General features: G+C 71.8%; 25 protein-coding genes. 2 read left to right on the top strand and 23 right to left on the bottom strand.

Annotated features, from left to right (window positions below; all coding sequences use genetic code 11):
• Positions 1 to 17 precede the first annotated feature (17 nt).
• The 9 genes from recO to rpoE form a co-directional block, all read right to left on the bottom strand.
• On the bottom strand, positions 18 to 749 hold the full coding sequence (gene recO, locus CSC62_RS03055) for a DNA repair protein RecO (protein ID WP_162404694.1): 732 nt from the start codon (positions 747 to 749) through the stop codon (positions 18 to 20).
• 26 nt (positions 750 to 775) lie between these two features.
• Complete coding sequence (era, locus tag CSC62_RS03050; protein ID WP_162404796.1) at positions 776 to 1,699, bottom strand: GTPase Era; 924 nt, start codon at positions 1,697 to 1,699, stop codon at positions 776 to 778.
• Between the two features lie 28 nt (positions 1,700 to 1,727).
• Positions 1,728 to 2,423 (bottom strand): ribonuclease III, encoded by a 696-nt coding sequence (gene rnc / locus CSC62_RS03045; RefSeq protein WP_162404693.1) that lies wholly within the window; start codon positions 2,421 to 2,423, stop codon positions 1,728 to 1,730.
• Positions 2,407 to 2,787 (bottom strand): DUF4845 domain-containing protein, encoded by a 381-nt coding sequence (locus tag CSC62_RS03040; RefSeq protein ID WP_162404692.1) that lies wholly within the window; start codon positions 2,785 to 2,787, stop codon positions 2,407 to 2,409. Before CSC62_RS03040 ends, rnc begins: the two co-directional genes overlap by 17 nt.
• A 30-nt stretch (positions 2,788 to 2,817) precedes the next feature.
• Positions 2,818 to 3,618, bottom strand: coding sequence for a signal peptidase I (gene lepB / locus CSC62_RS03035; RefSeq protein ID WP_162404691.1), 801 nt, complete (start codon positions 3,616 to 3,618; stop codon positions 2,818 to 2,820).
• 43 nt (positions 3,619 to 3,661) lie between these two features.
• Complete coding sequence (gene lepA / locus CSC62_RS03030; protein ID WP_162404795.1) at positions 3,662 to 5,455, bottom strand: translation elongation factor 4; 1,794 nt, start codon at positions 5,453 to 5,455, stop codon at positions 3,662 to 3,664.
• 143 nt (positions 5,456 to 5,598) lie between these two features.
• Positions 5,599 to 7,113 (bottom strand): DegQ family serine endoprotease, encoded by a 1,515-nt coding sequence (locus CSC62_RS03025; protein WP_162404690.1) that lies wholly within the window; start codon positions 7,111 to 7,113, stop codon positions 5,599 to 5,601.
• A 147-nt stretch (positions 7,114 to 7,260) separates the two neighbouring features.
• Positions 7,261 to 8,217, bottom strand: a complete 957-nt coding sequence (locus CSC62_RS03020) for a sigma-E factor negative regulatory protein (RefSeq protein WP_162404689.1) — start codon at positions 8,215 to 8,217, stop codon at positions 7,261 to 7,263.
• Complete coding sequence (gene rpoE, locus CSC62_RS03015) at positions 8,214 to 8,855, bottom strand: RNA polymerase sigma factor RpoE (protein WP_162404688.1); 642 nt, start codon at positions 8,853 to 8,855, stop codon at positions 8,214 to 8,216. The genes CSC62_RS03020 and rpoE overlap by 4 nt, the downstream gene beginning before the upstream one ends.
• A 288-nt stretch (positions 8,856 to 9,143) precedes the next feature.
• On the opposite strand from rpoE, the gene CSC62_RS03010 reads away from it, so the two are divergent.
• Positions 9,144 to 11,207, top strand: a complete 2,064-nt coding sequence (locus tag CSC62_RS03010; protein WP_162404687.1) for a 3-hydroxyacyl-CoA dehydrogenase NAD-binding domain-containing protein — start codon at positions 9,144 to 9,146, stop codon at positions 11,205 to 11,207.
• Between the two features lie 33 nt (positions 11,208 to 11,240).
• On the opposite strand, the gene CSC62_RS03005 is transcribed toward CSC62_RS03010, so the two are convergent.
• The 14 genes from CSC62_RS03005 to CSC62_RS02940 all read right to left on the bottom strand — a co-directional run bounded on the left by CSC62_RS03005 (position 11,241) and on the right by CSC62_RS02940 (position 23,521).
• Positions 11,241 to 12,380, bottom strand: coding sequence for a DUF4380 domain-containing protein (locus CSC62_RS03005; RefSeq protein ID WP_162404686.1), 1,140 nt, complete (start codon positions 12,378 to 12,380; stop codon positions 11,241 to 11,243).
• Positions 12,381 to 12,458: 78 nt separating this feature from the next.
• Positions 12,459 to 12,812: a PilZ domain-containing protein gene (locus CSC62_RS03000; protein WP_162404685.1), complete on the bottom strand. Its 354-nt coding sequence runs from the start codon at positions 12,810 to 12,812 to the stop codon at positions 12,459 to 12,461.
• Positions 12,809 to 13,861: a DNA polymerase III subunit delta' gene (locus CSC62_RS02995; protein WP_162404684.1), complete on the bottom strand. Its 1,053-nt coding sequence runs from the start codon at positions 13,859 to 13,861 to the stop codon at positions 12,809 to 12,811. The genes CSC62_RS03000 and CSC62_RS02995 overlap by 4 nt, the downstream gene beginning before the upstream one ends.
• Complete coding sequence (gene tmk, locus CSC62_RS02990) at positions 13,858 to 14,541, bottom strand: dTMP kinase (RefSeq protein WP_162404794.1); 684 nt, start codon at positions 14,539 to 14,541, stop codon at positions 13,858 to 13,860. The genes CSC62_RS02995 and tmk overlap by 4 nt, the downstream gene beginning before the upstream one ends.
• 2 nt (positions 14,542 to 14,543) lie before the next feature.
• On the bottom strand, positions 14,544 to 15,686 hold the full coding sequence (mltG, locus tag CSC62_RS02985; RefSeq protein WP_425501982.1) for an endolytic transglycosylase MltG: 1,143 nt from the start codon (positions 15,684 to 15,686) through the stop codon (positions 14,544 to 14,546).
• A gap of 51 nt (positions 15,687 to 15,737) precedes the next feature.
• Positions 15,738 to 17,093, bottom strand: coding sequence for an aminodeoxychorismate synthase component I (locus tag CSC62_RS02980; protein ID WP_162404792.1), 1,356 nt, complete (start codon positions 17,091 to 17,093; stop codon positions 15,738 to 15,740).
• 127 nt (positions 17,094 to 17,220) lie between these two features.
• Positions 17,221 to 18,462, bottom strand: coding sequence for a beta-ketoacyl-ACP synthase II (gene fabF, locus CSC62_RS02975; RefSeq protein ID WP_162404683.1), 1,242 nt, complete (start codon positions 18,460 to 18,462; stop codon positions 17,221 to 17,223).
• A 165-nt stretch (positions 18,463 to 18,627) separates the two neighbouring features.
• Positions 18,628 to 18,867: an acyl carrier protein gene (gene acpP, locus CSC62_RS02970; protein WP_013535667.1), complete on the bottom strand. Its 240-nt coding sequence runs from the start codon at positions 18,865 to 18,867 to the stop codon at positions 18,628 to 18,630.
• A gap of 197 nt (positions 18,868 to 19,064) precedes the next feature.
• Positions 19,065 to 19,826 (bottom strand): 3-oxoacyl-ACP reductase FabG, encoded by a 762-nt coding sequence (fabG, locus tag CSC62_RS02965; protein WP_162404682.1) that lies wholly within the window; start codon positions 19,824 to 19,826, stop codon positions 19,065 to 19,067.
• A 64-nt stretch (positions 19,827 to 19,890) separates the two neighbouring features.
• Positions 19,891 to 20,832: an ACP S-malonyltransferase gene (gene fabD / locus CSC62_RS02960; protein ID WP_162404681.1), complete on the bottom strand. Its 942-nt coding sequence runs from the start codon at positions 20,830 to 20,832 to the stop codon at positions 19,891 to 19,893.
• Between the two features lie 172 nt (positions 20,833 to 21,004).
• The gene (locus tag CSC62_RS02955; protein WP_162404680.1) at positions 21,005 to 21,514 is read right to left on the bottom strand and encodes a hypothetical protein; all 510 of its coding nucleotides are present in this window, start codon (positions 21,512 to 21,514) and stop codon (positions 21,005 to 21,007) included.
• Between the two features lie 122 nt (positions 21,515 to 21,636).
• Entirely contained in the window at positions 21,637 to 22,617 is a 981-nt protein-coding gene (locus CSC62_RS02950; protein ID WP_162404679.1) for a beta-ketoacyl-ACP synthase III, read from the bottom strand.
• An 88-nt stretch (positions 22,618 to 22,705) separates the two neighbouring features.
• Positions 22,706 to 22,900 carry a 50S ribosomal protein L32 gene (gene rpmF / locus CSC62_RS02945; RefSeq protein WP_162404678.1) on the bottom strand — a complete coding sequence of 65 codons (195 nt, stop codon included), beginning with the start codon at positions 22,898 to 22,900 and terminating at the stop codon, positions 22,706 to 22,708.
• A gap of 99 nt (positions 22,901 to 22,999) precedes the next feature.
• Positions 23,000 to 23,521, bottom strand: coding sequence for a YceD family protein (locus tag CSC62_RS02940; RefSeq protein ID WP_162404677.1), 522 nt, complete (start codon positions 23,519 to 23,521; stop codon positions 23,000 to 23,002).
• Positions 23,522 to 23,641: 120 nt separating this feature from the next.
• Between CSC62_RS02940 and CSC62_RS02935 the strand changes: the two genes are divergently transcribed.
• On the top strand, positions 23,642 to 24,208 hold the full coding sequence (locus CSC62_RS02935; protein WP_162404676.1) for a Maf family protein: 567 nt from the start codon (positions 23,642 to 23,644) through the stop codon (positions 24,206 to 24,208).

The raw sequence follows: 24,208 nt of genomic DNA, 5'->3' as shown, positions 1-24,208 counted from the left end.
GGATTCTAGCGGCGCCGTCAGCTGCGCGGCGCCAGCCGGCCAAGCGCGGCGGCCATCTCCCAGGACTTCAGCCCGCGCGCGCCGAGGTGGTGTGCCAGCACCGCACGCAGGGGCAGGCGCAGGCTGGCCAGGTCGGCGGCGTCGGGGCGCTGGCCCGCGGCCAGCGCCAGCAAGGCGCGGCCGGTGGCGGCGGCTTTGCGTTCGGCCTGGCCGCGGTCGCTCAGCAGCCGGCGCGGGCCGTGCTCGGGATCGAGGCGGTAGCGCGCGGCCGGGTCGATCGGCTCGCCGTCGCCGTCGCAGTGCAGCTCGAAGCCCACGCCCAGCGCCTCGAGCAGGTCGCGCTCGAAGCGGCGCAGGGTCCAGGCCAGCGGCTCGGCCACGCGCAGGCGCTCGCGGGTGCGGGCGTAGGCCGCGTCCAGTTCCGGCAAGGGGTCCTGGCGCGGGGCCAGGCGCAGCACCAGTTCGTTGAGGTAGAAGGCCGCCAGCAGGGCTTCGCCGGCCAGCTGTGGCGCGGCGTCCAGCGCTTCGGCCGCGCGCAGCTGGGCCAGTTCGCCGGCCAGCACCGCGTCGAAGCGGATGTGCTGCAGCGGCTGCAGCGCCGCGCGCAGCACCTGGCGCTTGGGCGACTGCACCCCGCGCGCGACCAGGCCGAGGCGACCGTGGCCGGCGCTGAGCACCTCCACCAGCAGGCTGGTCTCGCGCCAGGGCCGCACGTGCAGGACGAAGCCGGTCTCGCCCTCGATCCGCATGTCAGCCCCGCGCGGCCACGCCGCGGTCAGGAATCGCCGTAGCCGAAGGCCTTCAGCGCGGCCTCGTCGTCGGACCAGCCTTCGCGCACCCGCACCCAGGTCTCCAGGAACACCTTGTTGCCGAACAGCCGCTCCATCTGCTGCCGGGCCTTGCTGCCGATCTCGCGCAGGCGCGCGCCGGACTTGCCGATCACGATCGGCTTCTGGCCTTCGCGCTCGACCCAGATCACCGCGCCGATCCGCAGCAGCGGGCCCTGGCGCTGGCTGGTGTCCACCGCGAAGCGCTCGATCTCCACCGTGGCCGCGTACGGCAGCTCGTCGCCGAGCTGGCGCATCAGCTGCTCGCGCACCAGCTCGCCGGCCAGGAAGCGCTGGCTGCGGTCGGTGATCTCGTCCTCCTCGTAGGCCGGCGGCGCCTCGGGGACCAGCCGCAGCAGATCGCGCACCAGCGATTCCAGGCCCTTGCGCTTGAGCGCGGAGACCGGGTGGATCGCGGCGAACTCGCGGCCTTCGCTGACCTGGGCCAGGAACGGCAGCAACGCGGCCTTGTCCTTGAGCCGGTCGACCTTGTTGACCACCAGCACCACCGGGATGCCGGCGTCGTGCAGGACCCGGAACACCAGGGTGTCCTCCTCGTCCCAGCGCCCGGCCTCGACCACCATCATCGCCGCGTCCACGTCCTCGACCGTGCCGCGCACGGCGCGGTTCATCACCCGGCTCATCGCCGAGGCCTTGAACTTGCCCTGTTCGCGGTGCAGCCCGGGGGTGTCGACCATCAGGAGCTGGCCGCCCTCGACCGTGGCGATGCCCAGCAGCCGGTGGCGGGTGGTCTGCGGCCGGCTGGAGACGATGCTGACCTTGGCCCCGACCAGGGCGTTGACCAGGGTGGACTTGCCCACGTTCGGGCGGCCGACCACGGCGACGCTGCCGCAGCGGTGGGATTCTTGGATGGGTTCGGAATTCACTTCGTCATGCTGCTCAGGAGTGGCGGGACGCGGGCTCGAGCCGGTCCAGCACCGCCGCCGCGGCCGCCTGTTCGGCCAGCCGGCGCGAGGTGCCCTGGCCCTCGGCCTCGACCGCGGGCTCGCTCAGGGTACACCGGGCCAGGAACAGCTTGGCGTGCTCCTCCCCGGACTCGGAAACCAGTTCGTAGGCCGGACGCGGCAGCTGCCGGGCCTGCAGCCATTCCTGCAGCCGGGTCTTGGCGTCCTTCTCCGGCCTGCCGACCGGCAGGGCCGCCAGGGCCTGCTCGAACCACGGCAGGACCACCTTGCGGCAGCCTTCGTAGCCGGCGTCCAGGTAGATCGCCGCGACCACCGCCTCCAGCGCGTCGGCCAGGATCGAGTCGCGGCGGAAGCCGCCGGACTTCAGCTCGCCCGGGCCCAGGGTCAGGCGCTCGCCCAGTTCCAGGCCGCGGGCGATCGCGGCCAGCGAGGCCTCGCGCACCAGCTCGGCGCGGGCGCGGGTGAGCACGCCCTCGTCGGCCTTGGGCCAGCGCTGGTACAGGGCCTCGGCGGCGATCAGGTTGACCACCCCGTCGCCGAGGAACTCCAGGCGTTCGTTGTGCGGGGCGCCGGCGCTGCGATGGGTCAGCGCCTGCGCCAGCAGCGCCGGATCGGCGAAGGCGTGGCCGATCCGGTCGCGCACCACGGCGCGGTCAGTCCCCGCCACCATGCCGCGTCAGGTTCTGGGTGGTGTCGAAGTTGCCGACCACGTCCAGGTTGCCGACCAGCGGCTTGCGCACCTCGTAGAACACCCGCATCTTCCAGCCGCCGTCGGTGCGCTCGAACTTCACGTTCTGCGGCTTCACGTTCTCCGAGTAACTGATGTACAGCTTGCGGAAGAACAGGTCCTGGATCCGCGCCGGGTCCATGTCGCCCACGCCGGGCTCGTTGGACAGGCTCTTCAGGGCCGTGCGCACCGAGTAGTACTCCTGGTACATCGGGAACAGCTTCATGCCGATGTAGGCGGCGAAGCCGACCACCGCCAGCACGACCAGGAAACCCACCAGGCTCAGACCGCCTTGCTTGCGCTTCATTGCCATTCCCCTTGCGGGCGCCGCGCGCCCTTACTTGATCGACGTCCCGATCCGCGACGGATCGAAACTCCCCTTGCAGAACCAGCCCTCGCAGTTGAGCCAGATCAGGAACGCCTTGCCCCGCAGGTTCTCCTCCGGGAGGAAGTGGGTCTGGGTCCAGAACCGGCTGTCCTCGCTATTATCACGATTGTCGCCCATGACGAAATACTGGCCCGCCGGCACCGTCCATTCGCCCTGGCCGGCCGGGTTGGCGCGGTCGATCCACTCCAGCACCTGGTGGTCGCGGCCGGGCAGGTGCTCGGTCAGCAGGGTCGCGCCAGTCATCTCGGCGCCGCGGCCGGTGCCCACGTACTCGCCGATCGGGTCGTACTTCACCGCCTCGCCGTTCACGTACAGGGTGTCGCCGTGGAAGCCGATGCGGTCGCCCGGCAGTCCGACCACCCGCTTGATCCAGTTCTGGTCCGGGTCCTGCGGCGGCTTGAACACCACCACCTCGCCGCGGGCCGGCTCGCCCAGGGACAGGAACTTGTGGTTGTTGATCGGCAGGCGCAGGCCGTAGGCGAACTTGTTGACCAGGATGAAGTCGCCGATCAGCAGGTTGGGCATCATCGAGCTGGACGGGATCTTGTACGGCTCGGCGATGAAGCTGCGCAGCACCAGCACCACCGCCAGCACCGGGAAGAACGCCCGGGAGTAGTCCACGACCACCGGCTCCTCGTCCAGCAACCCGCCGGACGCGGCGCGGCGCTTGGCGAAGAACAGCCGGTCGACGAGCCAGATGATACCGGTGGCGAAGGTCAGCACGACCAGGCCGATCTCAAACCATTTCATTCGGGGTCCTTCGGGGGAAAGTGGGTGGAGGCCTGGAACGGGGTCACTTGCTGTCCACCTGCAGCACGGCCAGGAAGGCCTCCTGCGGGATCTCGACGCGGCCGACCTGCTTCATCCGCTTCTTGCCCTCCTTCTGCTTCTCGAGGAGCTTCTTCTTGCGGCTGATGTCGCCACCGTAGCACTTGGCCAGCACGTTCTTGCGCAGGGCCTTGACCGTGGAGCGGGAGATGATCTGCGAGCCGATCGCGGCCTGGATGGCCACGTCGAACTGCTGGCGCGGGATCAGGTCCTTCATCTTCTCGCACAGCTCGCGGCCGCGGCGGTCGGCGTGGGTGCGGTGGACGATGATCGACAGCGCGTCGACCCGGTCGCCGTTGATCAGGGTGTCCACCCGCACGAACGGGCCGGCGTCGAAGCGCAGGAAGTGGTAGTCCAGCGAGGCGTAGCCGCGGCTGACCGACTTGAGCTTGTCGAAGAAGTCCAGCACCACCTCGGCCATCGGCAGCTCGTAGCTGATCTGCACCTGGCTGGCCAGGTACTGGATGCCGATCTGCACGCCACGCTTGTCCTCGCACAGCTTGATGATGTTGCCGATGTAGGCCTCGGGAGTGAGGATGTTGGCGCGGATGATCGGCTCGCGGACTTCCTGCACCAGGTTGGCCTGCGGCAGCTTGGCCGGGTTGTCCAGCGGCATGACCGTGCCGTCGGTGCGCAGCACCTCGTAGACCACGGTCGGCGCGGTGCTGATCAGGTCCAGGTCGTACTCGCGCTCCAGCCGTTCCTGCACGATCTCCATGTGCAGCATGCCGAGGAAGCCGCAGCGGAAGCCGAAGCCCATCGCCTCCGAGCTCTCCGGCTCGAAGCGCAGGGCGGCGTCGTTCAGGCGCAGCTTCTCCAGCGCCTCGCGCAGGTCCGGGTAGTCCTCGGCGTTGACCGGGAACAGGCCGGCGAACACCCGCGGCTGCATTTCCTGGAAGCCCGGCAGGGGCTTGGGCGCCGGGTCGCCGGCCAGGGTCAGGGTGTCGCCGACCGGGGCCCCGTGCACGTCCTTGATCGAGGCGGTGATCCAGCCCACCTCGCCGGCGCGCAGGGCGGGCAGTTCCTTGCGCTTGGGGGTGAATACGCCGACCTTGTCGACCTCGTGGGCGCGGCCGGTGGACATCACCAGGATCTTGCTCTTGGGCCTGATCTCGCCCTGCATCACCCGCACCAGCGAGACCACGCCCAGGTAGTTGTCGAACCAGGAGTCGATGATCAGCGCCTGCAGCTTGTCGGTGTCGCGCGGCTGCGGCGGCGGAATGCGGTGGACGATGGCCTCGAGCACCTGGTCCACGTTCAGGCCGGTCTTGGCGCTGACCGCGACCGCGTCTTCGGCGTCGATCCCGATCACGGCCTCGATCTCGGCCTTGGCCCGCTCGATGTCGGCGGTGGGCAGGTCGATCTTGTTGAGGACCGGCACCACCTCCAGGCCCTGCTCCACCGCGGTGTAGCAGTTGGCCACCGACTGCGCCTCCACGCCCTGGGCAGCGTCGACCACCAGCAGGGCGCCCTCGCAGGCGGCCAGCGAGCGGCTGACCTCGTAGGAGAAGTCGACGTGTCCGGGGGTGTCGATGAAGTTCAGGAAATAGGTGTTGCCGTCCTTGGCCTTGTACGGCAGCGAGACGGACTGGGCCTTGATGGTGATGCCGCGCTCGCGCTCGATCGGGTTGGAGTCGAGCACCTGGGCCTCCATCTCGCGCGCCTCCAGGCCGCCGCACAGCTGGATGATGCGGTCGGCGAGGGTCGACTTGCCGTGGTCGACGTGGGCGATGATGGAGAAGTTGCGGATGAACCGCATGGAATCGGAGGTCATGTAGGGGCGGCGCTCTGCGCCGTCGTCGGACAACGGCGGATTATCGCACGCCCGGGGGGCCTCCACCGCGCCGGGCCCGCCGATCGCGGGCCCGGACGCCGGTGGGCTGGCCAGGACGGCGCGGGCGCTCAGCCGCCGCCCACGGTCAGGGCGACGAAGCTGCTGGCGCCGTTCGGCGTGCGCACCAGGAGCATGGCCACCTCGCCCTTGCCGATGCCGGCCAGCTGGCGTTCCAGCGCGGCCACGCTGCCGACGGGGGTGCGGCCCACGCTCAGCACCACCATGCCCGGCTGCAGTCCGGCCTCGCGCGCCTCGGCGCTGTCCACGCCGGTGATGCGCACGCCCTCGCCCGCGCCCAGGCCCAGCTGGCGCCGCGACTGCGCGTCCAGGTCGGCCACCCGCAGGCCGAGCAGGGCGGCGCTGGAGGCGGGCGCCGCGGGGCGTCCGTCGTCGTCGGTTGCGGCGGCCACGCGCTGCGCGTCGGTGGTCAGCTCGCCCAGGGTGACGCTCAGCTCGCGCGGCTTGCCGTCGCGGACCACCCCGATCTTCGCCTTGGTGCCCGGCGGCAGCATGCCCACCAGCGGCGGCAGGTCGGCGTTGCTGTGCACCGGCTGGCCGTTGACCGAGGTGATCACGTCGCCGACCTCGATCCCGCCCTTGTCCGCGGCGCTGTCCGGCTCGACGTTGTTGACCAGTGCGCCGCTGCTGCTGGGCAGGCCCAGCGCCTTGGCCTTGGCCGCGTCCACCGGCTGGATGGTCACCCCGAGCATGCCGCGGCTGACCTTGCCGGTCTTCTTGATCTGCTCCACCGCGCTCATCGCCAGGTCGATCGGGATGGCGAAGCTCACGCCCATGTAGCCGCCGGAGTTGCTCAGGATCTGCGAGTTGATCCCGACCACCTCGCCGGAGGTGTTGAGCAAGGGGCCGCCGGAATTGCCGCGGTTGATCGCCACGTCGGTCTGGATGAACGGCACGTACTGCTGGCCGCGGCCGCCGCTGCGGCCCAGGGCGCTGACGATGCCGGCGGTGACCGACTGCTCCAGGCCCAGCGGCGAGCCGATCGCCACCACCCACTGCCCGGGCCTGAGCGCGGCCGAATTGCCCAGGCGCAGGCTCGGCAGGTCCCTGGCGTCGAGCTTGAGCACGGCCACGTCGTAGGCCTCGTCGCTGCCGACCAGCTTGGCCTGCAGCTCGCGGCGGTCGTCCAGGCGCACGGTGATCGCGTCGGCGCCGTCGACCACGTGGTGGTTGGTCAACACGTAGCCATCGTCGGAGATGATGAAGCCCGAGCCGACCGAGCGCCCCGGCATGGCGTTCGGACCGGGCTGGTTGGGCATGCCGAAACCGGGACCGAAGAAGCGGCGGAAGATCTCCGGGATCTGCTCCTCGTCGATCTCCTCGCCGCCGCGGGCCGAGGCGCGCGGGCTGATCCGCGCCTCGATGTTGACCACGCCCGGCGCGACCCGCTCGACCAGACGGGTGAAATCAGGCAGGCCGGTGACCAGCGGCGCGGCCGACGCCGCCGGGGCGGCGGCCACGGCCGGGGACGGCGGGGCGGCGGCCTGGGGATCGCGGGCGCAGGCGACCAGCGGCGCGGTCAGCGCGAGGGCGGCGAACAGGTGGTTGCGGACACGTGGGTTCATCGGAGGCGGACCTCGTTGCGTGCTTGGGGGAAGGACCGCCCGCGCCCGTCGCGGCCGAAGGCACGGCCGGCGGGATGCGGTGCGGCGATGATCAGAAGCCGCCGCCCGGGTGCGGGCGGCGATGCCTCGCGGACCGGCGCATGCGCCTCAGCGCGGCGGCTCGGTGGCGTCGTCGTCGGCCGGCGCCTGTTCCGCGGCGTCCGCTGCGGCCTCGGGGGCCGGCAGGCGCGGTTCGAACGGATAGAACGTGCGCGCCTGGCCGCTCTGGCCGAAGCTGGCGGTATAGCCGCCCGCGGCCTGGGCCTGCGACAAGGCCGCGCGCGGCCAGGGACGGGCATGCAGGGGCGCGGCCGAAGCGAACGGATCGGAGGCCGTTGCCGCCGCCGGGGTCGTCGTCACCGGGGCCGCTGCCGCCAGGGCGGGCGCAGCCGCCGCACCGCGATCCGGCTGCGCCGGGACCGCCGTGCCCGGCATCCTGCGGGTTTCGGTCGCGGGGGGGCCCGCCGCCCCCGCGCGCGGCGGCTCGCGCACTACCGCCTGCGGCCGGGACGCACGCGGCGCGGCGGCTTCGGCCTGGGGCGCCGGCGCGACCGCCCGGGCCACGGCCGGACCGGCCTGCGTTGCATCAGCGATCAGCGCTGCGGCGGCAGGCACCTGCTGCGCGCCTTCGGCGACCAGTGCCGGCGCCGTCGGGCCGTAACCGGCTTCCGGTACCTGCGGGCGGTTGACCAGCAGGGCCACGGCCGCGACCGAGGCGGCCAGCGCGGCGGCGCCACCGCCCCAGCGGGTCCAGGCGCCGCGGCGGCCGGCGTGGGCGGCGGCCGGCGCGGCCAGCGCATGCGCGGCTTCCTGGCGCAGGGCGGCAGCCACCCGCTCGCTGAAATCCGGGGCCGCGACCAGGACCGACTCGCGCCGCAGCAACTGCCCGCACAGCTGCCAGCGCTCGTAGCGGCCGGCCAGGTCGCGGTCGTGCTCGAGCCGGCGCCAGAGGAAGCGCGCCTCGTCGGGCGCCAGTTCGCCGTCGACCAGGGCCGACAGCTGCTGGCAATGGTGGAGTTCGAGTCGGTCGACGCCGGGGGCGTCGTGGCGGGGATCCTGGCTCATGGACGGTTCCGTTCGCGGGTAGCGCTTTGGACATCGAGCAGCGGCCGAAGTTCGGCATCGATCGCATCGCGCGCGCGGAAGATCCGCGAGCGCACCGTGCCGATCGGGCAGCCCATCTTCTGCGCGATCTCGTCGTAGCTCAGGCCGTCCACCTCGCGCAGGGTGATGGCGGTCCGCAGTTCCTCGGGCAGGGCGTCCACCGCCTTCATCACCGTGCGCTCCAGTTCCTCGCGCATGGCCTCGCGCTCGGGGGTGTCGGTGTCGCGCAGGCGCGCGCCGACGTCGTACTGCTCGGCGTCGGCGGCGTCGATGTCGTCGGTGGGCGGGCGGCGGTTGTGGGCGACCAGGTGGTTCTTGGCGGTGTTCACGGCGATCCGGTGCAGCCATGTATAGAACTGGGAGTCGCCGCGGAAGTTACCGAGCGCGCGGTAGGCGCGCATGAACGTGTCCTGGGCGACGTCCTGGCACTCGCTCCAGTCGGACACGTAGCGCCCGATCAGCCCGACGATCCGGTGCTGGTACTTGCGCACCAGCAGGTCGAACGCCGCGCTGTCGCCACGCTGCACGCGGCGGACCAGTTCGAGGTCCAGCTCCTGGGGCGGACTCTCCTGCGTTTTGTCTTGCGTTCCTTCGGCCATGCCGGGCCGCACTCCTGTCGGCGCCGGCCGTGTTGGCCGTGCCCTGTGACCGCCTCGACCGGGAAAAGTTCAGCGGCCTGGCGTGGGCCGCTCCCGGATGGGTGGCGCCGCGGCGACGGAGGTCGCCCGCGGGCCATGCACAACCTTAACCGCCGGCCCCGCAGGATCGCCCCTGCCGCGCGTCACCCCCGCCGGAACCGCCTTCATGCCGTGTTATGGGATTTGACGCGGCAGAAACAACCTCGGGATGATAGCCGTCCTCTCCATACACGACCGGATGGTTCTGCCATGCTTCCAGGCCTCGACGGACTCCGATTCAGCCACTGGCAAGCCGCGCGGCGCGAGGACGGCATCGTGGTGCTGGCGCTGGACCGCCAGGACGCGGCGGTCAACGCGCTCTCGCAGGACGTGCTGATCGAGCTGGGCGACATCGTCGAACGGCTGGCGATCGATCCACCGAAGGGCGTGGTGTTCCGCTCGGCCAAGCCCTCGGGCTTCATCGCCGGCGCCGACCTGAAGGAGTTCCAGGAGTTCGACCGCAAGGGCACGGTCGACGACGCCATCCGCCGCGGCCAGGCGGTGTTCCAGAAGGTGGCCGAGCTGCCCTGCCCGACCGTTGCCGCGATCCACGGCTTCTGCATGGGCGGCGGCACCGAGCTGGCGCTGGCCTGCGACTACCGGGTGGCGTCGAACCACGGCTCGACCCGGATCGGCCTGCCCGAGACCAAGCTCGGCATCTTCCCCGGCTGGGGCGGCAGCGCGCGCCTGCCGCGCCTGGTCGGCGCGCCGGCGGCAATGGACATGATGCTGACCGGGCGCACGCTCTCGGCCTCGGCCGCGCGCGGCATCGGCCTGGTCGACAAGTTGGCCGAGCCGGCGGTGCTGGAGGACGCGGCCGCGGCTTTGGCGCTGAAGGGGCTGCAAAGGCCGTTCGGCCAGCGCTTCAAGGGCTGGGCGAGCAACACCTGGCCGGCGCGCAAGGTCCTCGCCCCGCAGATGGCCAAGCAGGTCGCGCGCAAGGCGAAGAAGGACCAGTACCCGGCGCCGTACGCGCTGATCTCCACCTGGGAGCGCGCCGGCGGCAAGGGCATCCAGGCGCGCCTGGACGCCGAGCGCCGCGCCGTGGTCAAGCTGGCCGGCACCGCGACCGCGCGCAACCTGATCCGGATCTTCTTCCTGACCGAACGGCTGAAGGGTCTAGGTGGAAAAGATCACGGGATCAGGCACGTGCACGTGGTCGGCGCCGGGGTGATGGGTGGCGACATCGCCGCATGGTCGGCCTACAAGGGCTTCGAGGTCACCCTGCAGGACCGCGAGCAGCGCTTCATCGATGGCGCCCTGGAGCGAGCGCAGGCGCTGTTCGCCAAGAAGGTGCGCGACGAGGCCAAGCGCCCGGCGGTGGCCGCGCGGCTGAAGGGCGACCTGGCCGGCGACGGCGTGGCCGCCGCCGACCTGGTGATCGAGGCGATCATCGAGAACCCCGAGGCCAAGCGCGCCCTGTACGAGACCCTCGAGCCGCGGCTCAAGCCCGACGCCTTGCTGACCACCAATACCTCCTCGATCCCGCTGGACGAACTGCGCGAGCACATCGACCGCCCGGCGCAGTTCGCCGGCCTGCACTACTTCAACCCGGTGGCGTCGATGCCGCTGGTGGAGATCGTCCAGCACGACCGCCTGGACCCGGCGACGGTCCAGCGCCTGGCCGCGTTCTGCAAGGCCCTGGACAAGTTCCCGGTGCCGGTGGCCGGCACCCCGGGCTTCCTGGTCAACCGGGTGCTGTTCCCATACATGCTCGAGGCCGCCACCGCGTATGCCGAGGGCATTCCCGGGGTGGTGATCGACAAGGCCGCGGTCCGGTTCGGCATGCCGATGGGCCCGATCGAGCTGATCGACACCGTCGGCCTGGACGTGGCCCAGGGCGTGGGCGCGGAGCTGTCGCCCTTCCTCGGCCTGCAGCTGCCCGCGGCGCTGGCCACGGTCGAGCCGGGCAAGCGCGGCAAGAAGGACGGCCAGGGCATCTATGCCTGGAAGGACGGCCGTGCGGTCAAGCCGGAAGCGCCGCAGGGCTACGCGGCGCCCTCGGACCTGGAGGACCGGCTGATCCTGCCCCTGCTCAACGAGGCGGTGGCCTGCCTGCACGACGGCGTGGTCGCCGATGCCGACCTGCTCGACGCCGGGGTGATCTTCGGCACCGGCTTCGCCCCGTTCCGCGGCGGCCCGATCCAGCACATCCGCGCCGCAGGCGCCGACGCCCTGGTCGAGAAGCTCAAGACCCTGCAGGCGCGCCACGGCGACCGCTTCGCCCCGCGCCCGGGCTGGGACAACCCGCTGCTGCGGCAGCCGCCGGAGTAATCCGGCGGCATCGCCGGGAACGCCCGACGCGCCCTACTCCACGCCCGCCTCGTCCAGCATCCTCTGCAGGAACGCCAGCTGCGCGTCGCGCCGGTCCGGGCCCTCGTAGCGGCGCACCACCCACCACTCGTGCGCGATGGTCGATTCGCCCGGCGCCAGGGTCGCGTAGGGGCCGTGCACTTCCAGCTCCATCAGCCCCGGGTCGTCCTGGCCCGGCTTCCAGTCCAGGTACAGCTCGACCTGGCCCTGGTCGGGATGGATGCGCTCGGCCGGCTCGTGTTCGAAGTGGATCAGGAACGCCTGGCCGGCGGCGAAGCCGGCGATCCAGCCGGCGCGCGGCTGGATGAAGACCTTGCCGCGGCGGCCCTGCAGGCCCTCGGCCGGCGGCAAGGGCTCCAGCGAGAACAGGCCGTCGGCGGTGCTGCTGACCAGGCCGTCGTAGCCCTCGCCCGTGTCCGAGCGCACCCGCACCCCGCTGCCGTCGGGCGCGACCGGCACGTAGATCCGGGTCTGTGGATGGACCCGGGTGTTGAACCAGATGTCGCGCGCCACCGGCTCCTTGCGCACGTTGCGCATCTCCACCGCCAGTTCGACCGTGTCCGGCCTTTGCGGGGAAATGGCGAAGGTCTGCAGCAGCTGCACCCCGCTGACCGGGCTGGCCGCGCCTTCCAGCACCAGGCGTGCCTCGTCCTGCTCGACCACCCGCGCCGGCGCGTGCGCCAGCCACGGATCCGGCGGCCACTGCGCGGCGGCCTTGCGGCGGGCGGCATTGACGGTCTGGAAGCGCCACCAGTCGCCCTGCGGTCCGACCCAGACCTCGTGGCCCAGATAGGGAATGTTCTCGCCGGTGGCGCTGGGCTTCGGCTCGGGCTGGGCGGCCAGCGCGGCGGTGCCGGCCTTGATCAGGTTCGGTTCGCCCGGCAGCGACAGGTGCAGCACGCGCCCGCCCAGGCGCGGGGCGATCTCAAGTTCCACGCCGGCGCCCTGCAGGCGCACGCTCCGCGGCACCGCGGCCGCAGCAACCTCAGAGGGTGCGGCGGTGGCGGCACGCGGCGTGGACTGGGCGGCCAGGCCGATGCCTGGCAGGACCGTGCACGACAGCACGACGCATGGCAACGCCAGGGACGACAGCCGTGCCCACGGGCGACGGCTCGGGCGGGGTACAGCGCGCATCGCATCCTCCGTAACCGGCGGACCGGAGGACCGGCGGTTCGTACGATTGCAGAGCGGCGGGCCGCACGGCCCGCCGGCTCACATGGTCTGGGTCGGCTTGTCCGCGTTGAGGGTGCCGGCCAGCAGGGTCTCGATCCGGTTCTTCACCGCCTCGCCGTCGCTGCCTTCCGGGAACTGCACGCCGATCCCGGCGGTGCGGTTGCCCTGGGCGCCGGCCGGGGTGACCCACACCACCTTGCCGGCGATCGGCAGGCGGTCGCTGGAATCGGGCAGGGTCAGCAGAAGGAACACCTCGTCGCCGAGGAAATAGCGCTTGGGCGTGGGCACGAAGATGCCGCCATGCTTGATGTACGGCATGTAGGCGTTGTAAAGCGCGGCCTTGTCCTTGACCGCCAGCGACAGGATGCCCTGGCGCCCGCTCGCAGCACTCATCGGTTGTCCCCTCTTGCCTGTCCACTTGCGCCGGATCCACCACGCGCGGCGTCGCGCCAGGCCAGCAACAGGTCGGCCATCACCAGGTCCGCGCGGACCGTGCTCCGCAACAGGTCGCGGGCGCGGTTGGCGGCGTCGAACCACGTCGCCAGCTTGTGCAATCGGGCCGGATCGGTCAAGCCGGCGGCCTCGGACACCGCGTGCTCGGCGGCGTGGCGCAAGCGTTCGTCGCCGTCCTCGCCGCCGCTCCAGCGCTGGGCGGTCTCCAGCGGATCGGCGCGGCCTCCGGCGATCGCGCCGAGGTCGGCCGCGACCTGCCGGCGCAGGGCCAGGCCGTCGCCGCGCAGCCAGGCGTCGGCCAGCCCGGGATGGCCGCGCGCGGCCTCCAGCGCCTCGGCCGCCGCTTCGGCCGCATGGCCGTGTCTGTGCAGCCAGGCCAGCGCCTCCTCGCGCGGCGGCAGGCGCATCTCCAGGCGCTGGCAGCGGCTGCGGATGGTCGCCGGCAGCCGCGCCGGGCTGGCGCAGACCAGCCACAGGTAGCGCCCGGGCAACGGCTCCTCCAGGGTCTTGAGGATCGCGTTCCAGGCTTGGTAGTTGACCGCGTCGGCCGGATCGACCAGCGCAATCCGCGACTCGAACCCGGCCGACACCTCCAGCCGTTCGGACAGCTGGCGCATCTGCTCGATCACGATCTCGGTGCGCATCCGCGGCGGGGCCGGCTTCAGCCGCCACTCGTAGCCGACGAACACCAGGTCCGGATGGGCGCTGTGGCCGTGCGGCTGGGCCAGCGAGCCGTCCGGTCGGGTCTCGACCGGATCGCGCTGGGCGCGCACGCCGAACAGCTGGCAGCTGCGGCAACGGCCGCAGGGCTCACCGCCCGCGCGCGCCTGGCACAGCACGTACTGGGCCAGGGCCTCGGCCACCGCGCGCTTGCCCAGCCCGGCCGGACCGCACAGCAAAAGGGCGTGGCCCATGCGCCCGGAATCCAGCGCGGCCACCGCCTGCTCGTACACGCGCCGTTGCCAGGGCGCGAAGTCCGTCCGGCTCACGGCCGCCCCTGCTGGCCGTCCAGCCAGCGCGCGACCGCGGCGGCCACCGCCGTGCCGACCGCCTGCGGCGGCTGGGCCGCGTCGATCACCCGGAAGCGCTCCGGCTCGGCCTCGGCGCGGCGGCGGAACCCCAGGCGCACGCGTTCGAAGAAATCGTCCTGCTCGCTCTCGATCCGGTCCGGCCACAGGTCGCGGCCGGCGGTGCGGGCGCGGCCTTCGCGCACGTCCAGGTCGAGCAGCAGGGTCAGGCCCGGCTGCAACCCGACCGCGCGCCGCTCCAGGTCGGCGATCCAGGCGCGGTCCAGGCCGCGGCCCTCGCCCTGGTAGGCGTAGCTGGAATCGGTGAAGCGGTCGCTGACCACGTAGGCGCCGCGGCGCAGGGCCGGCTGCACGACCTGGCGCACGTGCTGGGCGCGGGCGGCGAACATCAGCAGCAGTTCGGTCTCGGCGGCCAGCGGCTCGGCGTCGGTCGCGCCGTCGCGCAGGCCGTCGCGGCCGCCGAGCAAAAGCTCGCGGATGCGCTCGGCCAGCGGCGTGCCGCCGGGTTCGCGGGTCAGCACCACCTCGTGGCCACGGCCGGTGATCAGGTCGCGCACCGCCGCCAGCGCGGTGCTCTTGCCCGCGCCCTCGCCGCCTTCCAGGCTGACCAGGCGCGGATGCCGCGGCAGGGCGCCGGGCACGCTCACCGCCGCGCCTCCGGGCCAGGCGCGTCCGGCGCGGATGCGTCGGCGGCGTGTCCGGCGCGGCAGTTGCGGCGGCGCTGGTAGCAGTCCACCGCGGCGTCGTGCTCGGCATAGGTGGCCGAGAAGATGTGGCTGCCGTCGTTGCGGGCGACGAAGTACAGGGCATCGCCCGCGGCCGGATTCACCGCTGCCTGCAGGGCGGCGCGGCCAGGCATGGCGATCGGGGTCGGCGGCAGGCCGGCGCGGGTGTAGGTGTTGTACGGGGTATCGGTGGTCAAGTCGCGCTTGCGGATGTTGCCGTCGTAGGCGCTGCCCAGGCCGTAGATCACGGTGGGATCAGTCTGCAGCAACATGCCCTTGCGCAGCCGGCGGGCGAACACCCCGGCGATCTGCGGGCGCTCGTGCGCCTGGCCGGTCTCCTTCTCCACGATCGAGGCCAGCACCAGCGCTTCCTCGGGCGACTTCAGCGGCACGTCGGCCGCGCGCGCCTCCCAAGCCTGGGCCAGCGCCTGCTCCATCGCCGCGTGGGCACGGCGCAGCACGTCCAGGTCGCTGTCGCCGCGCTGGTACAGGTAGGTCTCGGGCAGGAAGCGGCCTTCCGGATGCTGGCCGGGATGGCCGAGCGCGGCCATCAGCGCGGCATCGTCCAGTTCGCCGGTCTCGTGCTCGAGCGGATCGGCCGCGGCCAGGGCGGCGCGCAGCTGGCGGAAGTTCCAGCCTTCGACCAGGGTCACCCGGTAGTGGATCACGCGGCCGTCGCGCATGCGCTGCAAAAGGATGCGCGGGCTCATCCCCGGCTCCAGCGCGTACTCGCCGACCTTGAGCCGGCCGGCCGCATCCATCTGCCGTGCCAGCAGCCGCCATTCCAGGTCGTGGCCGGCCTGCACCCCGGCCGCGCGCAGCTTGCGCAGCACCGCGGCGAAGCCGTCGCCGCGCTCGATCCGCAGGCTCGCCGGCACTTCGGCGGCACCGACGGCGCCCTCGGCCTGCGCCGGCACCGCCGGAGCGTCGGCGAAGCGCTGGTAGCGGCTCCAGCCCCAGCCGGCCACCGCGGCGGCGGCCAGCAAAAGCACGCACAGCAGCAACACGGTCGTCTTCAGCGCGCGCTTGAATCGGCCAGCCACGTCCACCCCGTCAGTCACGATGCCGCTCAGGATACCGCGGCCGGACGGCGCGCCCGCCTTCCCGCGCGCTCACGCCTCCGGCTCCAGCGCGCGCAGCAGGCCGCGGGCCTTGGCCCGGGTCTCGTCCAGCTCGCGCGCCGGCACCGAATCGAACACGATCCCGGCGCCGGTGCGGAACAGTGCCTCACGGCCCAGCACTTCCGCGCTGCGGATCAGGATGTTCAGGTCCAGGTCGCCGTCGCGGCCGAGCCAGCCGATCGCGCCGGTGTAGGCGCCGCGCGGGACCTGCTCCAGCTCGGCGATGATCTGCATGCAGCGCACCTTGGGGCAGCCGGTGATGGTGCCGCCGGGGAACACCGCGGCGATCACCTCGCCCGGGGTGGCGCCCTCGCGCAGCAGGCCGCGCACGTTGCTGACGATGTGGTGGACGTGGGCGTAGCTCTCCACCGTCATCAGCTCGTCCACCTGGACGCTGCCCGGCGCGCAGACCCGGCCAAGATCATTCCGCTCCAGGTCGATCAGCATCACGTGCTCGGCGCGCTCCTTGGGATGGCCGACCAGCTCGCGGATCCGCGCCGCGTCGTCGTCGCCGGGAAAGCGCGGGCGGGTGCCGGCGATTGGCCGGGGCTCCACCACCCTGCCCCGCACCGAGACCAGGCGCTCGGGCGAGGAGCTGGCCACCGCCCAGCCGTCGCCGGCGAACAGTCCGGCGAACGGCGCCGGATTGGCCCGGCGCAGGCGCGCGTACAAAGAAGCCGGATCCAGCGGTGCGTCGAAGACCGCCCGCCAGGCGCGCGACAGGTTGACCTGGAACACGTCGCCGGCGCGCAGGTAATCGAGGATCCGCTCGACCCCGGCGACGAAACGCTGCGGCGGGTCCTCGAGGATCTCGCGCGGCGGCTGCCAGGCCGGCAGCGGCACCAGTGCGGCGCTGGCGCGCAGGTCGTCGAGCACGCGGCGCAGCAGCGCGTCCTGGCCGGCCTCGGCCACCGCCACGCATTCGCCGCTGGCGCGGTCGCGCAGCACCGCCGCCGGGCAGCGCAGGGCCAGCGCCTGCGGCCGGCCTCCGGACGCGCGCGCCGGCAGCCGCAGGACCGGTTCGACCTGCGCCGCCAGTTCGTAGTCCAGCGAAAGAGCCCAGCCGCCGTGGAACGGCCAGCGCGGTTCCTCGGCCTGCTGCCTGGCCGCGGTCCACTGCGCGTCCAACGCCTGCAGGAAGGTGCCGGCCTGCGCCTGCCCGTCCAGGTCGCGGGTGACGCCGTCGGCATCCAGGCGCAGGCCGCCGCCGCTGGCGACCAGCAAAAGGTCCCAGCGACCCTGCACGGTGCCGGCGGCGACCGACTCCATCAGCAGCGGATAGCGCGCCGGCGCCTGCCGGTGCAGGGCCAGCAGGTCGGTGTCGGCGGGCAAAGGATGGGGGAGCAGCCTGCGTCCTGCGGCGGGCGTGGTGCGGAAGGTTGCGAAGACACGGGTCACCGCACCCGCCGCACCCGTCACCCCTGGCGAGGGCGTGCCGGCGGCGGACCGGCGACCCGGCCGCCGCAAGGATGGCTCAGATCCGCCGGAACACCAGGGTGCCGTTGGTGCCGCCGAAGCCGAAGCCGTTGGACAGGGCCACGTCGATCCGCTTTTGCCGGGCCACGTTGGGCACGTAGTCCAGGTCGCAGCCCTCGCCCGGCTCGTCCAGGTTGATGGTCGGCGGGACGATGTCGTCGCGCAGGGCCAGGACCGAGAAGATCGCCTCCACGCCGCCGGCCGCGCCGAGCAGGTGGCCGGTCATCGACTTGGTCGAGCTGACCATCATTTTGTACGCGTGGTCGCCGAAGGCGCGCTTCATCGCCAGGGTCTCGGCCACGTCGCCAAGCGGCGTGGAGGTGCCGTGAGCGTTGAGGTAGTCGACCTGGTCGACGTTCACCCCGGCGTCCTTCAGCGCCATCGCCATGCAGCGCGCCGGGCCGGAGCCGTCCTCGCTGGGCGCGGTCATGTGGAAGGCGTCGGTGCTGGCGCCGAAGCCGGCCAGCTCGCAGTAGATGCGCGCGCCGCGGGCCTTGGCGTGCTCGTATTCCTCGATCACCAGGATCCCGGCGCCGTCGCCCATGACGAAGCCATCGCGGTCCTTGTCCCACGGCCGCGAGGCGCGGGCCGGGTCGTCGTTGCGGGTGGACATGGCCTTCATCGAGCAGAACCCGCCCATCGAGGTCGGCGAGGAGCCGCGCTCGGCGCCGCCGGCGACCATCACGTCGGCGTCGCCGTACTGGATCATGCGCATGGCCATACCGATCGAGTGGTTCGAGGTGGCGCAGGCGGAGACCGCGGAGAAGCCCGGGCCCTTGAGCCCCTTCATGATGCTCAGGTGCCCCGGCAGCATGTTGATGATGGTGCTGGGGATGTAGAACGGCGAGATCTTGCGCGGACCGCCCTCGACGTACTTCTCGGTCTGCTGCTCGATGCCGAGGATGCCGCCGATGCCCGAGCCGATGATCGCGCCCACGCGCTCGGCGTTGGCTTCGGTGATCTCCAGCCCCGAGTCCTCCAGCGCCATCAGCGAAGCCGCCATCCCGTAGTGGATGAACGGATCCATCTTCTTGGCGTCCTTCGGATTGACGTACCGGGCGATGTCCAGCCCGCGCACCTCGCCGCAGATGCGGGTGGCGAAGGACGAGGCGTCGAACGAGGTGACCTCGCCGATGCCCGAACGGCCGTTGACGATCCCGTCCCAGCTGCTGGCCATGTCATTGCCCAGCGGCGAGACCATGCCCATGCCGGTGACGACGACGCGACGACGCTGGCTCATTGGCGGCTCCTGGTGTTCATGGTTCGCTCCAAGGCCGCCATGTGCGGCCCTGGACGCGCACGGGCCGCAATGGCGGCGCCGGACGCACACGGGGCCGCAATAGCGGCCCCGGCGGAATGTATCGCCGCGGGCCGGACGGTGCCGGGCCCGCGGTCGCGGCCTGCGTCAGCTCTTGACGTGGGCCTTGATGTAGTCGATCGCCTGCTGGACCGAAGTGATCTTCTCGGCTTCCTCGTCCGGGATCTCGCACTCGAACTCTTCCTCGAGGGCCATCACCAGCTCGACGGTGTCGAGCGAGTCGGCGCCCAGGTCGTCGACGAACGAGGCGCTGTTGGTGACTTCTTCTTCCTTAACGCCGAGCTGTTCGACGACGATTTTCTTGACGCGCTCTTCGATGGTGCTCATGGGTTCCTCTGCTCCAGGCGGAGTGGTTGTAGATCGGGCCGGCGCATGCGCGCCGGCGGGGGCTCACTTTCCAACAAGGCGGATAGTGTAGTCAAAAGCCGCGGTCGCGGGCACCTGCCCGCAATCGCAGCCGGATCAAAAGCTTACGCAGCTTTTGAAATCCTGGATTGCATGACGTGGACGAACGCGCGCGGCCCTCAGGCCATGTACATGCCGCCGTTCACGTGCAGGGTCTCACCGGTGATGTAGGCGGCTTCCGGGCCGGCCAGGAACGCCACCGCGCGGGCGATGTCGGCCGGCTCGCCGAAGCGGCCCAGGGCGATCTGGCCGAGCATCGCGTTCCTGGCGTCCTCGGGCAGCTCGCGGGTCATGTCGGTGTCGATGAAACCGGGGGCCACCACATTGACGGTGACTCCGCGGCTGCCGATCTCCTTGGCCAGCGACTTGCTGAAGGCGATGATCCCGGCCTTGGCCGCGGCGTAGTTGGCCTGGCCGGCGTTGCCGGTGGCGCCGATCACCGAGGCGATGTTGACGATCCGGCCCTTGCGCGCCTTCATCATCCCGCGCATCACCGCCTTGGAGGTGCGGTAGACGCTGGTCAGGTTGGTGTCCAGGATCGCCTGCCAGTCCTCTTCCTTCATCCGTATCAGCAGGTTGTCGCGGGTGATGCCGGCGTTGTTGACCAGGATCGAGACCGCGCCGAATTCCTTGCCGATAGCATCGACCAGGGCCTCGACCGCGGCCGCGTCGGTGACGTCCAGCCGGCGGCCGTGGCCACCCTTGCCGGCCAGGCGCGCGCCGATCGCCTCGGCGCCGGCGTCGCTGGTGGCGGTGCCGATGACGGTCGCGCCGCGGGCGGCGAGCTCGTCGGCGATGGCCGCGCCGATGCCACGGCTGGCGCCGGTGACCAGCGCGATCTCGCCCGCCAGCGGCAGGGTGTTCGGGGTCGGGGTGCTCATCTGGGACCTCGTGGTTCGTTCGTCGGGATGCGTGGCGCCGGGCGCCGTCCGCATCGGGGAAGGATCAGCGCCAGTCGGCCAGCGCGGCGTCGAAGTCGGCCGGTGCGCCGATCGCGCGCGCGTCAAGCGACTTGTCGACGCGCTTGACCAGGCCGGCCAGCACCTTGCCGGGGCCGCATTCGGCGATGCGGGTGGCACCGCGGCCGGCCAGGGCCTGCACGCAGCCGGTCCACTGCACCGGCAGGTAGAGCTGGCGCACCAGCGCATCGCGGATGGCCGCCACGTCGTCGTGCGCCTGCGCGTCCACGTTCTGCACCACCGGCAGCGACGGGCGCTGCCAGGACAGCCCGTCCATCGCCGTGGCCAGGCGCTGGGCGGCATCGCGCATCAACGGGGTATGCGAAGGCACGCTGACGGCGAGCTTGACCGCCTTGCGCACCCCGCGCTCGGACAGCAGCGCCAGCGCGCGGTCCACCGCCGCGGCGTGGCCGCCGATGACGATCTGGCCGGGAGAGTTGAAGTTGGCCGGGACCACGACCTGGTCGCCGGAGGCTTCGGTGCACACGTCCTGCACCAGCGCATCCTCGGCGCCGAGCACGGCGGCCATGGCGCCGGTGCCGGCGGGCGCGGCGTCCTGCATCAGCTGCCCGCGCAGGCGCACCAGGCGCGCACCGTTTTCCACCGAAAGCGCACCGGCGGCGACCAGCGCGGTGTATTCGCCCAGGCTGTGGCCGGCCAGCAGCGACGGCTGCGCCCCGCCCTGCGCCTGCCAGGCACGCCACACCGCCACGCCCGCGGCCAGCAGTGCCGGCTGGGTGAACTCGGTACGGTTGAGGTCGTCTTCCGGGCCGCCCTGGGCCAGGGCCCACAGGTCGACGCCGGCGCCGGCGGAGGCTTCGGAAAAGGTCTCGCGGACCTGCGGGTGGCGTTGCGCCAGTTCGGCCAGCATGCCCACGGACTGGGAGCCCTGACCTGGAAAAACGAAAGCGAGCGTCGGATCGGTCACGCGGTCGATGGAGCCTCGAAAGTAAGCGCGGATGATACGTGCGAATGGTCACCGGCGTCTGTACTGGCGCGTATGCACGCGGCCGGCGTTGCCGGATCAGGGCATCGGCGCGAAGCGCGCGTCACCGGGATCGACGACGGCGGCAGCGGCACGCGCTACCGCATGCACCGGATCAGGCAGCGGCCGTCCGCGCCGCGGCACTGGCAGCCCGGGCGGCGCTGACCGCTGCGCGCAGCCCGGCCAGGCTTTCCTTGCCGGCGGGCGACTCGAACATCGCGCTGTCCACCAGCGTGCCCACGCGCTGGCCGTTGGCCAGGGGGATTTCCAGGAAGGCGATGTGGTCGGACCAGGAACGGTAGCGGCGGACCATGAAGATGCTGTGGCTGGACTTCGCCGAGTGGATGCTCGACAGCGCGACCTGGCGGCGGCTGTCGCCCTTGACGATGAAGAGCTGGTCCTGGTGGATGAACGCCGGGCCGGAACGCAGCAGGCGCCGCAACTCGATGACGAACCGCACGACAAGGGGCGACACCAGGCCGCTGACCAGCAGCAGGTCGCGCACCGGTTCCTGGCCGATCCGGGACAGGATCAGCACCACGATCGCCAGCAGCACCGCGCCGGTGATCCAGCAATAGAAGTAGACCTTGTCGAACTCGTGCGCGGAAAGGAAGCGGACGTCCATGTGCTCGGTCCTCAAGATGCGGAGCCGGACGCCACGTGCGCGTCAGGCGATGTCCTGCTGCGGAAATCCTGCGACGAAAATTCCGGGGCGGTTGCGCGGCCCGCGACGACGCGGGCGGCCGGTCAGTAGCGCAGCAGCGCCGAGCCCCAGGTGAAGCCGCCGCCGAAGGCTTCCAGCAGCAGCAGCTGGCCGCGCTGCACGCGGCCCGAGCGCACCGCCTCGTCCAGTGCCAGCGGCACCGAACCGGCCGAGGTGTTGCCATGGCGGTCGACGGTGACCACCACCCGCTCCATCGGCATGTCCAGACGCTTGGCCGTGGCTTCGATGATGCGCAGGTTGGCCTGGTGCGGGATCAGCCAGTCCAGGTCGCCGCGGCCCAGGCCGTTGGCGTCCAGGGTCTCGTCGACCACCCCGTCCAAGGCCTTGACCGCGTGCTTGAACACCTCGTTGCCGGACATGAGGATGCGCACGCCGCCGTTGGCCTCCTCCGGCTTGAAGCCGCTGGAGACGCCGGCCGGACAGCACAGAAGATCCTTCTTGCTGCCGTCGGCATGCAGGTGCGTGGACAGGATGCCGGTCTCGGCGTCGGCCTTGAGCACCACCGCGCCGGCGCCATCGCCGAACAGCACGCAGGTGGTGCGGTCGTTCCAGTCCACGATCCGGGTCAGGGTCTCGGCGCCGACCACCAGCGCGGTCTTCGCCGCCCCGGCGGCCACGAACTTGTCGGCCACGCTCAGCGCGAACACGAAGCCCGAGCAGGCTGCATTGACGTCGAACGCGGCGCAGCCGGCGATCCCCAGCTTCTGCTGGATCAGGCAGGCCACCGACGGGAACACCACGTCGGGCGTGGTGGTGCCGACCACGATCAGGTCGATCTCGGAGGCGTCGATGCCGGCGGCCTCGATCGCCTTCAGCGCGGCCCGGTAGCCCAGGTCGCTGGTGTTCTCACCCTCGGCGGCGATGCGCCGCTCGCGGATGCCGGTGCGCGTACGGATCCATTCGTCGCTGGTGTCGACCACCTTGGCCAGGTCGTCGTTGGTCACCACCTTCTCCGGCAGGTAGCTGCCGGTTCCGGCGATGCGCGAATAGATCCGCTCGCTCATGCGCACTCCCGCTGAAGGCCCCCGCGGGAGCCGGACGAATACCCGATCACGCGGCGCGCGCGGCCCTGCGCGCGCGCCGGAACCGGGCTCAGTCTTCCTCGACCGCCGAGGTCTTGCTGGCGATGACCTTCTTGCCGCGGTAGTAGCCGTCGGCGGTCACGTGGTGGCGCAGGTGGGTCTCGCCGCTGGTCGGGTCGGTCGCCAGCTGCTTGGCGGTCAGCGCGTCGTGCGAACGGCGCTGGCCACGGCGGGACGGGGTGACTCGGGATTTCTGCACAGCCATGGGATTGCTCCAAACTCGGTTGAATTGCGTTGTGTGGTTGGACCTGCAAGCCACCCGCCGGTGCCGTTCCAGGGCGCCTGCATCGGCGGCGCGGCCGTCCTACTGCTTCTTCAGCGATGCCAGCGCCGCGAATGGGCTGGCCGCCTGCTGTTCTTCCTCGCTGGCCGAACAGGTGCGTTCGACCGGGTCGCTGTCCGGCGCCACCGGGACCACCGGCAACGCCAGCACCAGCTCGTCCTCGACCAGGTCGAGCGGACGCAGCTGGCCGTCCTCGGGCACCAGCAAGGGCTCGTAGCCCGGCGGCAACGCGGCCTCCTCGGCCTCGTCGCGGATCAGGCCGAGCCTCTGCACGGTCTTCACCGGGAACACGAACCGCTCCAGGCTGCGCTGGCACACCAGCGGCAGGCCCGTCTCGATCGCCAGTTCGACGAAGGGCACCTGCAGCGGGTCCTGGCCGAACTCCAGCGTGAAGCGGCACTCGCCATCGGCATCGGCGAGGCTGGGCTCCAGCCGGGTCAGCGCCGACAGCGGCACGCGCCCTTCAAACTGCCGCCTCGCGGCGACCATCCTCCAGGCATCCAGCGTTTCGGGGACCTGCACGACGGACGCACCTGCGGACATAAGCCGCTGAATGTTAAGGACCGCCCCGTCCCCTGTCAAACCCGCTTATGACCGCGGCCACCGGATTTGCCCGCTGCGGCGCCGGCGCCGACACTGTCCCGCCCCCGAACCGGCCGTGCCATGCTGATCCTGGCCTCCACCTCCCCCTACCGCCGCGAGCTGCTGCAGCGCCTGCGCCTGCCCTTCGACTGCGCCCGCCCCGAGGTCGACGAGGCGCCCCTGCGCGGGGAAAGCCCGGCCCAGCTGGTGCGGCGCCTGGCCCGGGCCAAGGCCGACGCGGTCGCCGGCCGCCATCCCGACGCCTGGGTGATCGGTTCGGACCAGGCCGCCGACCTGGACGGGCGGGTCCTGGGCAAGCCCGGCGGCCGCGAGGCCGCGATCGCCCAGCTGGCGGCCATGGGCGGGCGCGCCGTGCACTTCCACACCGCCGTCAGCCTGCGCCGGGGCGCGCACGAGCTGCTGGCGATCGACCTGACCCGGGTCCGCTTCCGCGCCCTGGCCGCGGCCGAGATCGAGCGCTACGTCGATGCCGAGCAGCCGTTCGACTGCGCCGGCAGCTTCAAGTGCGAAGGCCTTGGCATCGCCCTGTTCGAGGCGATCGAATCACAGGACCCGACCGCCCTGGTCGGGCTGCCGCTGATCGCCCTGGCCGGGCTGCTGCGCGAAGCCGGCTACGCCGTGCCCTGA

The sequence above is a fragment of the Pseudoxanthomonas jiangsuensis genome, from assembly GCF_010093185.1.
In the GTDB taxonomy this organism is placed as follows: Bacteria; Pseudomonadota; Gammaproteobacteria; order Xanthomonadales; family Xanthomonadaceae; genus Pseudoxanthomonas; species Pseudoxanthomonas jiangsuensis.
Note: the sequence above shows the minus strand (reverse complement) of the source record. Positions and strands in the feature narration are given on the sequence as shown.

Bases quoted from the DNA above. Each gene is read 5' to 3' on its own strand.
- recO (WP_162404694.1), bottom strand. From the start codon at position 749: ATGCGGATCGAGGGCGAGACCGGCTTCGTCCTGCACGTGCGGCCCTGG.
- rnc (WP_162404693.1), bottom strand. From the start codon at position 2,423: ATGGTGGCGGGGACTGACCGCGCCGTGGTGCGCGACCGGATCGGCCAC.
- CSC62_RS03040 (WP_162404692.1), bottom strand. From the start codon at position 2,787: ATGAAGCGCAAGCAAGGCGGTCTGAGCCTGGTGGGTTTCCTGGTCGTG.
- lepB (WP_162404691.1), bottom strand. From the start codon at position 3,618: ATGAAATGGTTTGAGATCGGCCTGGTCGTGCTGACCTTCGCCACCGGT.
- lepA (WP_162404795.1), bottom strand. From the start codon at position 5,455: ATGCGGTTCATCCGCAACTTCTCCATCATCGCCCACGTCGACCACGGC.
- CSC62_RS03025 (WP_162404690.1), bottom strand. From the start codon at position 7,113: ATGAACCCACGTGTCCGCAACCACCTGTTCGCCGCCCTCGCGCTGACC.
- CSC62_RS03020 (WP_162404689.1), bottom strand. From the start codon at position 8,217: ATGAGCCAGGATCCCCGCCACGACGCCCCCGGCGTCGACCGACTCGAA.
- rpoE (WP_162404688.1), bottom strand. From the start codon at position 8,855: ATGGCCGAAGGAACGCAAGACAAAACGCAGGAGAGTCCGCCCCAGGAG.
- CSC62_RS03010 (WP_162404687.1), top strand. From the start codon at position 9,144: ATGCTTCCAGGCCTCGACGGACTCCGATTCAGCCACTGGCAAGCCGCG.
- CSC62_RS03005 (WP_162404686.1), bottom strand. From the start codon at position 12,380: ATGCGCGCTGTACCCCGCCCGAGCCGTCGCCCGTGGGCACGGCTGTCG.
- CSC62_RS03000 (WP_162404685.1), bottom strand. From the start codon at position 12,812: ATGAGTGCTGCGAGCGGGCGCCAGGGCATCCTGTCGCTGGCGGTCAAG.
- fabF (WP_162404683.1), bottom strand. From the start codon at position 18,462: ATGAGCCAGCGTCGTCGCGTCGTCGTCACCGGCATGGGCATGGTCTCG.
- acpP (WP_013535667.1), bottom strand. From the start codon at position 18,867: ATGAGCACCATCGAAGAGCGCGTCAAGAAAATCGTCGTCGAACAGCTC.
- fabG (WP_162404682.1), bottom strand. From the start codon at position 19,826: ATGAGCACCCCGACCCCGAACACCCTGCCGCTGGCGGGCGAGATCGCG.
- CSC62_RS02955 (WP_162404680.1), bottom strand. From the start codon at position 21,514: ATGGACGTCCGCTTCCTTTCCGCGCACGAGTTCGACAAGGTCTACTTC.
- CSC62_RS02950 (WP_162404679.1), bottom strand. From the start codon at position 22,617: ATGAGCGAGCGGATCTATTCGCGCATCGCCGGAACCGGCAGCTACCTG.
- rpmF (WP_162404678.1), bottom strand. From the start codon at position 22,900: ATGGCTGTGCAGAAATCCCGAGTCACCCCGTCCCGCCGTGGCCAGCGC.
- CSC62_RS02940 (WP_162404677.1), bottom strand. From the start codon at position 23,521: ATGTCCGCAGGTGCGTCCGTCGTGCAGGTCCCCGAAACGCTGGATGCC.
- CSC62_RS02935 (WP_162404676.1), top strand. From the start codon at position 23,642: ATGCTGATCCTGGCCTCCACCTCCCCCTACCGCCGCGAGCTGCTGCAG.